Consider the following 14582-nt stretch of genomic DNA (forward strand, 5'->3'; position numbering starts at 1 on the left):
CTGTTTTCTCGCCGCGAGAAGGCGCCGAAGGCGCGTCAGCCTCGATGGCAGATCGCGCCGTGCGCGCAGCACGCCGTTGCTTGTCCTATAGGGTCTTCGAAATGTCGGACAAGAGCTAATCCCCAGCCACAACCTCAGCCACACGCCGCCCAGCCCGTCGCCTCCGTCCCATCCGTGCAAACCTGCCCCTCACACGATCAAAGAAAAGATAAACCACTGGCGTAGTAAACAGCGTCAGCGCCTGCGACACAATCAATCCTCCCACGATAGTGATTCCCAGCGGCCGCCGCGTCTCACTCCCAGCTCCGCGTCCCAGCGCGAGTGGCAACCCACCCAGCATCGCCGCCATCGTCGTCATCATGATCGGCCGAAACCGCAGCATACAAGCCTCGAAGATCGCCTCCTGCGGTGTCTTCCCATGTTGCCGTTCTGCTACCAGTGCGAAGTCGATCATCATAATCGCGTTCTTCTTCACAATTCCGATCAGCAGAATGATCCCGATCATCGCGATCACGCTCAGATCCACCTTGAACAGCAGCAGCGCCACAATCGCACCCACGCCCGCCGAAGGCAGCGTCGACAGAATCGTCAACGGATGAATAAAGCTCTCATACAAAATCCCGAGCACAAGATAAACCGCCACCAACGCCAGCAAAATCAGCCATGGCTCACTCTTCAGCGAGTCCTTGAAAGCCTGCGCAGATCCCGCAAAACCACCATGGATCGCCGAAGGCATTCCGATATCCACCCGCGCCTGCTGAATCGCCTGCGTCGCCTCACTCAGCGAAGCCCCCGGCGCCAGATTGAACGACAACGTTGTAGCCGGCGATTGCGACTGGTGATTCACCGCCAATGGAATTCTCTGCGTCTCAAAGTGCGTCACCGCCGACAGCGGCACCATCGCTCCCGTCGTACTTTTCACATAGATATTCTTCAGAGCATCAGGATCTTCCTGAAACTCCGGCGGGACCTCCAACACCACGTGGTACTGATTCAGCGGCATGTACGTCGTCGAAACCTGTGCCTGCGCAAACGCATCCGACAGCGTCGAATCGATCGTCAGCGGCGAAACTCCCAGACGGCTCGCCGTAGCCCGGTCGATCACCAACTGCCCGCGCAACCCCTCCTGCTGCTCGTCCGTCGCGACGTCTTTGATCTGAGGCAGCTGGTTCATCGCAGCCTCCAGCTTCGGCCCCCACTCGTTCAGCTCCTTCAGATTGTCCGCCGTCAGCGTGTACTGGTACTCCGTCGCCGTGTTCCGCCCACCGATACGCAGATCCTGAAACGCCTGCAGATACATAACCGCGCCCGGAACGCTGGTCATCTGCGGTCGCAGCCGGTCTACGATTACCTGCGCCGTGTCTCCCGTCTTCCTCCGCTCCGCATCCGGCTTCAGCGACATAAACATAAAGCCCGAGTTGACGTTCCCGCGTCCGCCCGCAAAGGCCGTCACATCCTCCACTCCCGGATCTTTTTCCGCAATCGCCGCCAGCGCCAACACCTTCTTCTTCAACTCGGGAAACGAAACATCCTGCTGGCCCTGCACTTGTCCGCCAATGCGACCCGCGTCCTGCTCGGGAAAGAAACCCTTCGGCACCAAAATGTAGAGATAGACGTTGAGCACAAACGTCAGCACAGTAATCGTCAGCACCAGCTTCTGGTGCTTCAACACCCACCGCAGTCCCAGCTCATACTCCGCAGCCAGCCACTCCAGCGCCCGCTCTCCCGCACGATAAAACCATCCATGCTTCCGCCAGTTGTGCGGCTCCAGAAACTTCGCGCTCAACATCGGCGTAGTCGTCAGCGACACCACCAGTGACACCATAATTGCCACCGACAGCGTTACCGCAAACTCGCGAAACAGCCTCCCCACAATTCCACCCATCAGCAGGATCGGAATGAACACCGCAATCAGCGACGTGCTCATCGACACTACCGTAAACCCAATCTCCTTCGACCCCAACATCGCAGCCTGGTACGGCGACATTCCAGCTTCAAGATGACGGCTGATATTCTCGATCACCACAATCGCGTCATCGACCACAAACCCCGTCGAGATCGTCAGCGCCATCAACGAAAGATTGTCCAGCGTATATCCCAGCAGATACATCACCGCAAACGTTCCTAGCAGGCTCAAAGGCACCGCGACCGTCGGAATCAAAGTCGAGCGCACTTCACGCAGGAACAGAAACACCACCAGGATCACGAGCAAAATCGAGATCACCAGCGTCCGCGTCACATCCTTCACAGACGCGCGAATCGTAGTCGTGCGGTCCAACGCAACATGCACCGAAATCGCCGGAGGAATCGAAGCCTCCAGCAACGGCAGCATCTTCTTCACGTTATCCACGGTCTCGATTACGTTCGCCGTCGAGGTCTTGAACACGATCACAAGGATCGCGGGCTTGCCGTTAAACACTCCGGTGCCATGGACGTCCTCAACGCTATCCACTACCTTCGCGATGTCCTCGATCCGGACGATGCCATGCGCAGTTCCTGGCCCCGCCGTCATCCCTGTCGACGCACTCGCCGTCGGAGCCGCAACCGGACTGCTCGTACCTGTCGAAGCGGCGGTGGTCGCGGTATTCGTAGTGGTCGAACCCGTCCCCCCACTCACAGCCTGCGGATTGTTCGTCAACGCGCTCGCCACTGAAGCAGGCAGCCCCGAGCTTGCTGCAGCCGAACTCACCGGCCCCCTGTCCGTTGCAACTATCAACGGAGCATACGCCGCCGCGCCAAATAACTGATCCGTCGCACTAACACTCCACCGGCGCGTATCGTCCTGCAGATATCCCTTCGGCTGATTCACATTCACTGTGCCGATCGCAGCCCGTACCGCCTCCAACCCCACGCCGTAGTGCGCCAGTTGTAACGGATTCGCCTCGATCCGCACCGACGGCTTCGAGCTGCCTCCGCAGAAAGTCTGCCCCACGCCCGGAATCTGTGCGATCTTCTGCGCAAGAATGCTGTCGCAGGCGTCGTACAACTGCGGAATATTCATCGTGTCCGAGGTCAGCGCCAGAATCATAATCGGCGAGTCCGCAGGATTCACCTTGTAATACCCCGGATTACTCGGCAGGTTTGCTGGCAACTGACTCCGCGCCGCATTGATCGCAGCCTGCACATCACGTGCCGCCCCATTCACATCACGCGTCAGATCGAACTGCAGCACAATAGAGGCCGTGCCGGTCGAAGACGACGACGTCATCTCATTGACACCCGCGATCTTCGAGAACTGGCGCTCCAAGGGCGTCGCCACCGACGAAGCCATCGTCTCCGGATCGGCGCCGGGCAAACTCGCACCCACCGAGATCACCGGAAACTCCACCTGAGGCAGACTGGCCACCGGCAGCAGGGTATAAGCCACTGCGCCCGCCAGAATCACCGCCAGCGACAACAGAAATGTCGCTACCGGCCGCCGAATAAATGGTGCTGAAAAATGCATAGCTCCCTAGTCCCTAACCATCAATCCGCCGACATCGCATGCAACTCCACATCCTTCTGAGCCTTTCGATACCTGCGCGCAATTCGATCGAAGAACAGATAAACCACCGGCGTAGTAAACAACGTCAACACCTGCGACACAATCAGTCCGCCCACAATCGTGATGCCCAACGGCCGTCGCAGCTCGCTTCCCGTGCCTGTACCCAGTGCCAGCGGCAACCCGCCCAGGAGCGCCGCCATCGTCGTCATCATGATCGGCCGAAACCGCAGCAGACACGCCTGGTAGATCGCTTCCGTCGGCGTCATCCCCTGTTCCCGCTCAGCCTCCAATGCAAAGTCGATCATCATAATCGCGTTCTTCTTCACAATGCCGATCAGCAAAATAATTCCGATCAGCGCAATCACGCTCAGATCCACATGAAACAAAAGCAGCGCCAGAATCGCGCCTACGCCCGCCGAAGGCAGCGTCGACAAGATCGTGATCGGGTGAATATAGCTCTCGTACAACACACCCAGCACGATATAAACCACGATCAACGCCGCCAGAATCAGCAACGGCTCATTCGCAATCGAAGCTTCGAACGCCCTCGCCGATCCCTGGAACTCGCCCTTCACACTCGGCGGCATATTCAGCTCCGCCTTGACCTTGTTCACCGCGTTCACAGCATCGCCAATCGACTTGCCCGGCGCAAGGTTGAACGAAATCGTCACAGCAGGGAACTGGCCCTGGTGGTTGATCACCAGCGCTGTCTGTCTCTCCTCAAAATGAGTAAACGCGGACAAAGGAACCTGCGTCCCGTTCGAGCTCTTCACGTAAATGTTCCCGAGCGCCGCCGGATTCCGCTGATACTTCGGAGCCACCTCCAACACCACGTGATACTGATTCTGCTGTGTGAAGATCGTCGAAACCTGCCGCTGCGCAAACGCATCATCCAGCGTGTCGTCGATGTTCTGCGGTGTAATCCCCAGTCGCGACGCAGTATCCCGATCGATTACAAGCTGCGCCTCTAATCCGCTCAACTGCTCATCGCTGGCAACGTCGCTGAGAATCGGAATCTGTTTCAGCCTGTTGACCATTCTGTCGGTCCACATCGCCAGCTCATCGACGTTCGCATCCTCGAGCGAATACTGATATTGCGTACGGCTAACACGATCTTCCACCGTCAGGTCCTGCAGCGGCTGCAGGAAGCACTGAATCCCATCCACCGTCGCAACCTTCGGCTCCAACCGCTGAATCACCTCCAGCGCCGTCGAACTCCTCTGCTCACGATCCTTCAGGTTAATTTGTATGCGTCCACTATTCAACGTAGAGTTCGTCCCATCGATGCCAATGAACGACGAAACGCTCTCTACATCCTTGTCCTGAAGAATGATCCTCGCCAGTGCCTGCTGCCGTGAGCTCATCGCATTGAAGCTGACAGTCTGAGGAGCCTCAGTAATCCCAAGCAGCACGCCCGTATCCTGCACCGGGAAGAATCCCTTCGGCACAATCAAAAACAAATAAACCGTCAGCCCAAACGTAGCCAGGGTCACCAGAAGCGTTGCCCCCTGGTGCCGCAAAACGAACCGCACACCAACCGCATACTTCGCAATGACGTACTCGAAGAACTCCTCGCTCTTCTTGTAGAACTTGCTCTGCTCACTCTCCGGCGTATGCTTCAACAGCTTCGCCGACATCATCGGCGTCAACGTCAACGACACCAGCGCCGAAACCAAAATTGTAACCGCGAGTGTTACAGCAAACTCGCGGAACAGTCGGCCCACAATATCGCCCATGAACAGCAACGGAATCAGCACCGCAATCAGGCTCACCGTCAGCGAAACGATCGTGAACCCAATCTGCTCTGAGCCCTTCAATGCGGCCTCAAGCGGCGAATCCCCCTGTTCGAGGTAACGCGCGATGTTCTCAATCATCACAATCGCGTCATCGACCACAAACCCCGTCGAGATTGTCAACGCCATCAGCGAAAGATTATTCAGGCTATACCCAAGCAGGTACATCACCCCAAACGTCCCGACAATCGACAGCGGCACCGCCACCGAAGGAATAATCGTCGCCGCAATCGACCGCAGGAACAGGAAGATCACCATCACGACCAGCCCAATGGTCAGCACCAGCGAAAACTGCACGTCCTTCACTGAAGCCCGAATCGTATTCGTCCGGTCCGTCAGCACCTGCAGCGTCACCGTCGCCGGCATCGACGACCGCAGCTGCGGCAGAATCTTCTGCACCTCATCCACCACGCCGATGATGTTCGCCCCCGGCTGCCGCTGGATGTTCACAATCACCGCCGGCTTCAACACCGCCTCGCGCGCCAGTTGTCCATTCGAGCGAGCCTGCGCCGCGGTCCCCATCCAGGCAGCCTGGAAAAGGTTCTCCGCACTATCGACCGCATTCGCAACATCCGACAGTCGCACCGGCGATCCATTCCGGTACGCAATAATCACATTGTTGTAAGCGGTACTCGAAGGCAGCTGATCGTTCGCACCAATCGTGTAGGTCTGGCTCGGCCCATTGAGATTGCCCTTAGCCTGATCCACATTGGTCGTGCCAATCGCCGCACGAATATCTTCGAGGCTCAGCCCATAGTTCGCCAGCGCCGTCGGATTCGCCTGGATCCGCACCGCAGGCTTCTGCCCACCGTTGATCGACACCAGCCCCACGCCCGAAAGCTGCGAAATCTTCTGCGCGATCACCGTATCCGCCAGGTCTTCCACCTTCGAAAGCGGAAGCGTATCGCTGGTCAACGCCAGCGTCATGATCGGCGCATCCGCCGGGTTTACTTTGCTGTACACCGGCGGATTCGGCAGGTCTTTCGGCAGATACGTAAACGCAGCATTGATCGCAGCCTGCACATCTTGCTGCGCAATATCAATCGACTCCGCCAAGTCGAACTGCAACGTAATCACGCTGCCGCCGCCCGAGCTCGACGAAGTCATCTGGCTCAGCCCCGGGATCTGCCCGAACTGTCGCTCGAGTGGTGCCGTCACCGACGACGCCATCACCTCCGGGCTTGCCCCCGGATAAAACGTCTGCACCTGGATCGTCGGATAGTCCACCTGCGGCAGCGCAGACACCGGCAGCTGCTCATACGCGACAAACCCCGCAAGCAAAATGGCCACCATCAACAGCGAGGTGGCCACCGGCCTGAGAATAAATGGTTTCGAAGGACTCACGAACCCTGCCTCACATTGCTCGTCGTTCCCAACTCCGCAGTCGTCGCATCTCCGCTCTTCACAGGAGCAGTCTTCGGAAACACCTTACTCCCGTTCTTCAACTTCTCCTGTCCGTCCACCACGATCTGATCGCCTGGCTTCACGCCGCCGTTCAGGATCACCTGCGTCCCCTCGGTCAGTTCCACATTCACCGTCTGCGCTTCGACATAAAAATTCGTCTTATTCTCAGGCAGCTCGATCATTGGTCCATCGGCGTCTTTCTTCGCCAGCGGATCAGCCGGAGGCTGTCCTTCCTTCAACAAATAAACAAAGTTCCCCTGCGTCCCCGTCTGCAGCGCCGAAGCTGGAATCACGACAGCATTCCGCTTCTCCTGCAGAATTAAGCGAACATTCACAAACTGGTTCGGAAACAGCGCGCCATCTTTGTTCTCAAACACGGCCTTCGCCTTCACCATTCCGGTCGTCGTATCAATCTCGTTATCGACGGTCAGCAGGCTTCCGGTCGCCAGATGCGTTGCGGCTGCGCGGTCATACGCCTCCACCACCAGCTTGTCGCCCGCGCGAGTCCGCTTCAACACCTGAGGCAACTGGTCCTCGGGTAGAGTAAAGATCACCGCAATCGGCTGCAACTGAGTCACCACCAGCAACCCGGTCGTATCGGACGCATGCACGATATTTCCAGCATCCACCTGCCGCAACCCAACCACGCCATTGATCGGCGACAGAATCTTCGTATATCCCAAATTCACCTTCGCAGCCTCAATCGCCGCACGATCAGAGGCGATCGAACCCTCCGCCTGCCCCGCCGTCGAAGCCTGCGCCTGCTGGCTCTCCTTCGAAACGACCCCCGCAGAAAGCAACGCCTCATACCTCGCAGCCTCAGCGCGAGCATTCACCGCGTTCGCCTGGTCTTTCACCAGCTGTCCCTGCGCCTGCTCCAGCGCCGCCTGGTAAGGCTTCGGATCGATCTCAGCCAGCACCTGTCCCTGCTTGACCGCCTGCCCTTCGCGCACCGGCACCTGCATCAACTCCCCATCCACACGGGACTTGATCGTCACCGTGTTGTACGCCGTCACCGTGCCAAGCGCCGTCAGAAAGATCGGCATCGTCTTCTGCTGCACCGACGACACCTGCACCGGCGTCGGCCTTTCCGCCTGCGCCGCCATCATCATCTGGACGCCGTTCTGCTCCTTCGTATTCCGGCGGATCTTCCAGATCGCCGCCCCCACCGCCGCCGCAATCAGCAGAACCACAATCCACTTCCGCGCGCCCGAGCCTTTTGGCTCCTCGGGCAACGGCTCGGGCTGTCGCAGCGTCTTCTGCGACTCAGCCGTCGTTACCCCATCGTGTCGCTCTTTTTCGCTAATCTGTGCTGACAGCATGTGATGGTCTCTGCTCTCTCGGGAAAATTCACTGCACGAACAAATTGATTACGGTGCCAGATATCTAAGAATAAATGATAATGACGTTAGTTAGCGAAGCCCTTCATCTCGTGGTGGCCATAATGGGAACTACGCAACACCGTGCACTTTGTTCCTAATATTCTAGTTAGACGTAAGGAAGGACACTTTTGCCTCTCCCGGCCCCCGCAATCGACACTGCCGCCCTGCCAGTGCTCTGCGTCGACCTAGACGGCACCCTCGTCAAGTCCGACACCCTGCACGACTCCGCGCTTGCCGTCGCCCGCCACCACCCGGCAGCCCTCCTGAAACTCCCCTCATGGCTCCTCCAGGGGAAGGCCGCCCTCAAACGCCACCTCGCCGCCACCGTCAAGCTCGACGTCGCTCATCTCCCCTACAACCGCGAACTCCTTCAATATCTTGAGCAACAGCACGCCATCGGCCGTCCCATCTACCTCGCCACCGCCGCCGACGCCAACACCGCCAACCGTGTCGCCGACCACCTGAGACTCTTCACCGGCGTCCTCGCCTCCGATGGCCAGCTCAACCTCGCCGGCAAAAACAAACTAGCCGCCTTTCGGTCCCAGTTCGGCGACAACTTCTCCTACATAGGCAACGCCACGCCAGACCTCTCCCTGCTCCAAAACTGCAAGGAGCCCATGGTCGCCAATCCCACCCCCGGCCTCCGTGCAGCCCTCCGCAAAGCCCGCCTCACCCCAGCCCGTTCCTTCGACGAGACCGTCTCCCCCTTCAAAGCTTGGCCCAAAGCCATCCGTCTCCACCAATGGGCCAAAAACGCCCTCATCTTTCTCCCTCTTCTCCTCGCCCACGCCTGGGCCCCCGGCCTGCTCGCCGGAGCCGCCCTGGCCTTCCTCAGCTTCGGCCTCTGCGCCTCCGCCACCTACATCGTCAACGACCTCCTCGACCTCGAAGCCGACCGCCAGCACCCCCGCAAGCGACGCCGCCCTTTCGCCTCCGGAGACCTCTCCGCACTCTCCGGCATCGCCGTCGTAGTGCTCTTTCTCGCGTCCTCGCTGGTTCTCGCCCTTCTCGTACCCCGTGTCATCACGACCATTTCGCCCGGCTACAGCCTCGCTCGCCCCTACCACTTCCTTCTCTGGCTCGGCATCTACCTCGTCACAACCCTCGCTTACTCGCTTCGTCTCAAACGCTCCGTCCTCGTAGACGTCATCGTCCTCTCCGGCCTCTACACCGTCCGCATCATCGCCGGTTCAGCCGCCACCGGAGTAGCCATCTCCACCTGGCTCGCCGGCTTCAGCATCTTCTTCTTCCTCTCGCTTGCCTTCGTCAAACGCTTCGCCGAGCTCGAAAACCTCCGCGAGCGTGGCGGCGTCAAGGCCGGTGGCCGCGGCTACCACGTCGCCGACATCGAACAACTTCGCAGCTTCGGCACCGCCAGCGGCTACGCGTCGGTCGTCGTCCTCACCCTTTACATCTCAAACCTCGACGCCGCCGAGCTCTACCACCACACCAACCGCCTCTGGCTCCTCGTCCCGCTCCTTCTCCTCTGGATCAGCAACCTCTGGCTCAAGGCCTCCCGAGGCGAACTCGACGAAGACCCCGTCGTCTATGCCATCACCGACCGCCGCAGTCTCTTCATGGGCGCCCTCGTCGTCCTCATCGTCCTGTCCGCGCTCTAACTCCCGCGCTCAGATCAAAATCCATTCATCCGCGTCAAAGAACTCTCCTTCCACAGCCTCCCAAGCGCATCATGGAAGCAGGAGCCATTCCATGCGTGCAGACATCGTTCCCGGAGCCATCTTTCCCGACTACGAACTAAGCGACCACACCGCAACCCGCCGCAAACTTTCCGACCTGCAGGGACAACATCCCATGGTGCTCATCTTGAGCCGCGGAGGTTTCTGTCCGAAAGATCGCCGACAGGCCGAGCTCCTCCGCCAACTCCACCCCGAGATGGAGGTGGCCTACACCCGCCTCGTCACCATCAGTACCGACAACATCTCCGAGACCAACGAATACCGCACCGGACTCGGCGCCCACTGGACCTTCCTCTCCGACGCCGGCCGCCACATTCAGAAAGATCTCGACATCGCCGAATACACCGACCCCGCCCACAATCCCATGATCCCCTACACCCTCGTGCTCGAACCCGGATTAGTCGTCTTCAAGATCTACAACGGCTATTGGTTCTGGGGCCGTCCCACCCTCGAAGAGCTCCGCCAGGATCTCCGCGCCGTCACAAAAAAAATCCGCCCCGACTGGGACATCACCGACGCCGAGCACAAAGCCGCCTGGCAACGCGGAGAAACCCATCGCTTTTACCCTTACGGAAAGACCTACGCCAAGGTCTTCGGCGAACAGGACTAAGAAGATACGTTCCGAACAGATTCGGCCAGGATCCGCCCTTCAAACCCTTTCCATGCACGCCTGAGCAGCGTCCAAGTCGCCATTTACGAACTACTTATGCGCCCCTCGATAGCATTGCCTCAGTAGTCAGAAAGGGGGGCATGCAAAATGCCCAATGTGCATGGTATCGAGTTCCACGCGAATCAATCCGAGCTCGTAAAGGATCTGGTTCGTGAACTCCTCAAAGATGGAAACTGCGCCGTATACGCGCTCGACAACATGAAGCCAAACGGCGAACTTAGAATGGCGACCACGCTGCCAACTCCAAACCGAAGAGAAGTCGGCGGAGTCTTCCTCAGGATTCGTCCCGGGATCAACCAGGCAACCATCGTCCGTCCGATGAACGCCAAGGCCGGCGATCCGCTCACAAAGCTGGCCAAGATAACCCAGGCCGAGACGCTTGAGATGATTCGCATCTGGCGAAAAGAGACCAAATCCGGTCCCATCCTCATAAAATCAACGCCAATTACAAACAAACCGCTAAACCCCACAGCCACCGGCCAACCCAGCCAGTCAGTCGTCTAGTGGAACACCCTATACGGCCCTGATCGCTCAAGGCAAAGCCAGGCATCAGGGCCATTCTTCATACTCCCTAACAATACCGTCGCGTCCCTCGATCGCAACCACTCTACGGTCAGTCTTTCATTTACTCTGAATAGGAAATGTCCGACGAAATCACAGCATTACAGCACTTCGACGACGCCTCACTCGACACCGCCTTCGCTGCCCTCGCCGAACAGGTCCGCCGCGAAACCGCCTCCCTCAGCGACCCCGAGGCCTTCCGCCTCCACTGGCTCGGCCGCAAGCAGGGACGCCTCAAGCTCATCAGCGAAGCGTGGCTCAAATCCGCACCCCCCGAAGCCAAAAGAGCTCTCGGCATCCGTTTCAATCAGCTCAAAGAGCAGATCGAAGCTGCCCTCGAAGCCCCCGCCGCCGGTTCTTCTAAAACAACAGTGCAGGGAATCGACATCACCCTCCCCGGCACCCTCCGCACCCCCGGCATCCCCCACCCGCTCCTGAAGACCATGCACGAGATCGTCTCCGTCTTCCATCATCTCGGCTACAGCACCAACCTCGGCCCCCAGGTCGAGTCCGACTTCTACAACTTCGAAGCCCTCAACTTCCCCGAAAACCACCCGGCACGCGACACGCAGGACACCCTCGTCATCGCCAGCCAGCAGTCCCGCCCCAGCCGTGACCGCCTCCTCATGCGCACCCACACCAGCCCGGTCCAGATCCGCACCATGATCGCGCAGGCCCCACCCATCCGCATCGTCATCCCCGGCAAGGTCCACCGCAACGACGCAGCCGACGCCACCCACTCTCCCATCTTCCATCAGATCGAAGGCCTCTGCGTCGACACCAACATCACCTTCTCCGACCTCAAGGGCACGCTGGACCATGCCATGAAAGCTCTCTTCGGTTCCGATGTAAAAACCCGCTTCTTCCCGAGCTTCTTCCCCTTCACTGAACCCAGTGCCGACGTCCAAATCTCCTGCATCTTCTGCGGAGGCAAAGGCTGTCGCAAGTGCAAACACTCCGGCTGGATCGAGCTGCTAGGCTGCGGAATGGTCGACCCCGCGGTCTTCGCCGCCGTCACCGCCGAGCGTCGAAAAGTAAACCCATCAGACGACGCCTACAACCCGGAAAAGATCACCGGCTTCGCCTTCGGCATGGGGGTCGAGCGCATTGCCATGATGCTCCACGGCGTCTCCGACATAGGCCATTTCTACTCCGGCGACATGCGCTTCTTAGAGCAATTCGCTTGAGCCCTGCGCGGGCGGCGGTCACTTCGTGACTTGTATACCGGCTTCGCCCGAGACCTCCCGATGGTCGGCAAAGGTATTGTTCGCGACCAACGGAAGCGCCAGCCGAAGGGGTACACAAGTCACGAAGTGACCGCCCGCCGCGCAGGCGGCCCGTCCGGCAGGACAAAGTCTTCTAACGCTGAAACGCCCTTCGAAACTCGCGAGGCGTCTGCCCCTTCAGCCCCTTGAACTGCCGATTAAAATTAGCCAGATTCCCATACCCCACCTCATCAGCAATCACCGCAATCGGCTTCTCACTATTCAGCAACAAAGCACAAGCGTGCCCCACCCGCAGGTGCGCCACGTACATCCCCATCGTCATCCGCGTCTGCCGCTTGAACAGCCGATGCAGCGAGCTCCGGCTCAACGCCCCAACCTTCACCAGCTTCTCCACCACCATCTCGTCACGATAGTGCTTATGCAGATGCGAGATCACCTTCCCAATCCGCTCCTCAGTAGCCTCCGCAAAACTCTCGCTCTGATTCGCCTCGGAAGCCAGCGGCTCACTCCCCACATCCTCCGCGAGCAACAACAAAACATTCAGCAGCCCAGTCAACCGTGCCCCCGCGCCCTGCTCAACCATCGCGGAGATAATCTCCCGCGCCTTCTCCCGCACCGGCTCAGAAAACGTCAACGCTCGCGAAGACCGCTCCAGCAGCCGCCGAATCGGCTTCAGCTCCACATGCGGATCGATCATCCCTTTCACAAACGCATCGCTGAACCAAAGCACCAGCGCCTGATGCTCCCGCTCCTTACAAACATCCTCGTTCGAGCACCACGTATGCGGAATCTTCGGCCCGATCAGCACCAGATCCCCATCGTCATACCGCGAGATGTTGTCCCCCACAAACCTCTGCCCACGACTATTCAGCGTCAGCGTCAATTCATACTCGCTGTTGTAGTGCCACTCAAACGGAATCGCAGGCAGACGCCGATCAAACAACACCCACGAAGAATCCTTCGACGTCTTGATGTGCTCCAGAAAAGGCTTCATCCCGCACCCTTCAAAATCTCATTAACCTAAAAGATCGTCCATCTCGACCGAAGCCATGCGGTCTCATCGCATGGCGCAGTGGAGAGACCCCCCGCATCTGCTGTTGCAGTTGCATTTCTTGTTGTCATCCCCGAAGGGGATCTGCTTTTGCTTTACTCTTCCGCAGTCCAGGCAAAGCCGACGCAATTATAGCCATCCCACCCGCCCAGGTGAGATTCCAGTACCAGTAATTGGCACCCAAAGCCAACAACTCCCCCTCACCCCGCTCTAAAGTTCTCTCGTAAGCAATCAGGCAAAGGATCGGAACCGAAAATGAGAACCCAAACCGCAGTCCTCGAACACAACGTCGTCGGCAAGCCCGGCGAAAACAGCCTCAACATCGAAGTCGCCCGCCAGCCCCTCCGCGAGATCAAGAAAAAGCTCCCCCTCCGCGTCCTCTCGCAAGCCGACTTCGATCACTGGCAGACCTTCGGCTACGTCGTCGTCCGCCAGGCCGTCCCCTCCGCCAACGTCGAGCGCACCCGCAACTTCCTCTGGGAGTTCCAGGAGATGGACCCCAACGAGGTCTCCACATGGAACGCCGCCCAGCTCCGCAACCACGCCATGAAGGAGCTAAACAACAGTGGCATGGTCGAGGTCTACAACCACCAGGTTCTCTGGGACAACCGCCAGGAGCCCCGCGTCTACGACGCCTTCGTCGACATATGGGACGACGAGCGCCTCTGGGTCACCATCGACCGCGCCAACCTCAACACCCCCAACCGCAGCGGCCGCGCCTTCGCGGGCTTCATCCACAACGACGTCGACACCACCCTCGACCCGCTTCCCGTCAACGTCCAAGGCGTCCTCTCCCTCGTCGACACCGACGAATCCACCGGCGGCTTCCAGTGCGTCCCCGAGATCTTCCGCAACTTCGAAGCTTGGAAGAAGACCCAGCCCGCCGACCGCGACGGCTTCAAACCCGACATCACCGGCTACGAACTAAAACCCGTCCTCATGAAAGCCGGCGACCTCCTCATCTTCAACAGCCTCCTAACCCACGGCATCCGCCCCAACACCTCAGAAGACAAGGCCCGCGTCGCGCAATACATCTCGATGACTCCGACGCCACCTGCCGACGGAGGCAACCAGGAGATCCGCCAACGCCGCATCGAATCCTGGCGCGAACGCCGCGCCCCCGAGGGCTTCGCCTTCCCCGGCGATCCCCGCGAGTGGGAGCGCACCAAATACAAAACCGCCGAACTAACCCCACTAGGCCGCAAACTCCTCGGCCTCGACCCCTGGTAGAGTCAACAGCTTTCGCTCTCTCTCCAAGGTCGTTATCCTGACCCTGAGCGTAGCCGAAGGGCAAAGATCTCTGGATTTGTTGAC

Annotated in this window: 9 protein-coding genes; 5 read left to right on the forward strand and 4 right to left on the reverse strand. The window is 59.1% G+C overall.

Annotated elements, in window-relative coordinates; genetic code table 11:
- Positions 1-115 precede the first annotated feature (115 nt).
- Genes HDF14_RS11605 through HDF14_RS11615 form a run of 3 tightly spaced genes read right to left on the reverse strand, consistent with a single transcriptional unit; the run spans position 116 to position 8003 of the window.
- On the reverse strand, positions 116-3445 hold the full coding sequence (locus HDF14_RS11605; RefSeq protein ID WP_183976757.1) for an efflux RND transporter permease subunit: 3330 nt from the start codon (positions 3443-3445) through the stop codon (positions 116-118).
- A 20-nt stretch (positions 3446-3465) separates the two neighbouring features.
- Positions 3466-6621 (reverse strand): multidrug efflux RND transporter permease subunit, encoded by a 3156-nt coding sequence (locus tag HDF14_RS11610; RefSeq protein WP_183976759.1) that lies wholly within the window; start codon positions 6619-6621, stop codon positions 3466-3468.
- Positions 6618-8003, reverse strand: coding sequence for an efflux RND transporter periplasmic adaptor subunit (locus tag HDF14_RS11615; RefSeq protein WP_221304657.1), 1386 nt, complete (start codon positions 8001-8003; stop codon positions 6618-6620). The genes HDF14_RS11610 and HDF14_RS11615 overlap by 4 nt, the downstream gene beginning before the upstream one ends.
- A gap of 188 nt (positions 8004-8191) precedes the next feature.
- Between HDF14_RS11615 and HDF14_RS11620 the strand changes: the two genes are divergently transcribed.
- From HDF14_RS11620 to pheS, 4 genes are all read left to right on the forward strand, one after another.
- Entirely contained in the window at positions 8192-9682 is a 1491-nt protein-coding gene (locus tag HDF14_RS11620; protein WP_183976761.1) for a UbiA family prenyltransferase, read from the forward strand.
- A 91-nt stretch (positions 9683-9773) separates the two neighbouring features.
- On the forward strand, positions 9774-10370 hold the full coding sequence (locus tag HDF14_RS11625; protein WP_183976763.1) for a redoxin domain-containing protein: 597 nt from the start codon (positions 9774-9776) through the stop codon (positions 10368-10370).
- Between the two features lie 147 nt (positions 10371-10517).
- Positions 10518-10934 (forward strand): CRISPR-associated protein Cas5, encoded by a 417-nt coding sequence (locus HDF14_RS11630; RefSeq protein ID WP_260698208.1) that lies wholly within the window; start codon positions 10518-10520, stop codon positions 10932-10934.
- 137 nt (positions 10935-11071) lie between these two features.
- On the forward strand, positions 11072-12178 hold the full coding sequence (pheS, locus tag HDF14_RS11635) for a phenylalanine--tRNA ligase subunit alpha (RefSeq protein ID WP_183976765.1): 1107 nt from the start codon (positions 11072-11074) through the stop codon (positions 12176-12178).
- A 172-nt stretch (positions 12179-12350) separates the two neighbouring features.
- On the opposite strand, the gene HDF14_RS11640 is transcribed toward pheS, so the two are convergent.
- Entirely contained in the window at positions 12351-13211 is an 861-nt protein-coding gene (locus HDF14_RS11640) for a helix-turn-helix domain-containing protein (RefSeq protein ID WP_221304658.1), read from the reverse strand.
- Between the two features lie 312 nt (positions 13212-13523).
- On the opposite strand from HDF14_RS11640, the gene HDF14_RS11645 reads away from it, so the two are divergent.
- Complete coding sequence (locus HDF14_RS11645) at positions 13524-14498, forward strand: phytanoyl-CoA dioxygenase family protein (RefSeq protein WP_183976767.1); 975 nt, start codon at positions 13524-13526, stop codon at positions 14496-14498.
- The last annotated feature ends 84 nt before the right edge of the window (positions 14499-14582 follow it).

The organism is Tunturiibacter gelidiferens, from assembly GCF_014201335.1.
GTDB classification, from domain to species: Bacteria; Acidobacteriota; Terriglobia; order Terriglobales; family Acidobacteriaceae; genus Edaphobacter; species Edaphobacter lichenicola_E.

Excerpts from the sequence above, each read along its gene's own strand:
- HDF14_RS11640 (WP_221304658.1), bottom strand. The coding sequence starts at position 13,211 with ATGAAGCCTTTTCTGGAGCACATCAAGACGTCGAAGGATTCTTCGTGG.
- HDF14_RS11630 (WP_260698208.1), top strand. The coding sequence starts at position 10,518 with ATGCCCAATGTGCATGGTATCGAGTTCCACGCGAATCAATCCGAGCTC.
- HDF14_RS11615 (WP_221304657.1), bottom strand. The coding sequence starts at position 8,003 with ATGCTGTCAGCACAGATTAGCGAAAAAGAGCGACACGATGGGGTAACG.
- HDF14_RS11645 (WP_183976767.1), top strand. The coding sequence starts at position 13,524 with ATGAGAACCCAAACCGCAGTCCTCGAACACAACGTCGTCGGCAAGCCC.
- HDF14_RS11625 (WP_183976763.1), top strand. The coding sequence starts at position 9,774 with ATGCGTGCAGACATCGTTCCCGGAGCCATCTTTCCCGACTACGAACTA.
- pheS (WP_183976765.1), top strand. The coding sequence starts at position 11,072 with ATGTCCGACGAAATCACAGCATTACAGCACTTCGACGACGCCTCACTC.
- HDF14_RS11605 (WP_183976757.1), bottom strand. The coding sequence starts at position 3,445 with ATGCATTTTTCAGCACCATTTATTCGGCGGCCGGTAGCGACATTTCTG.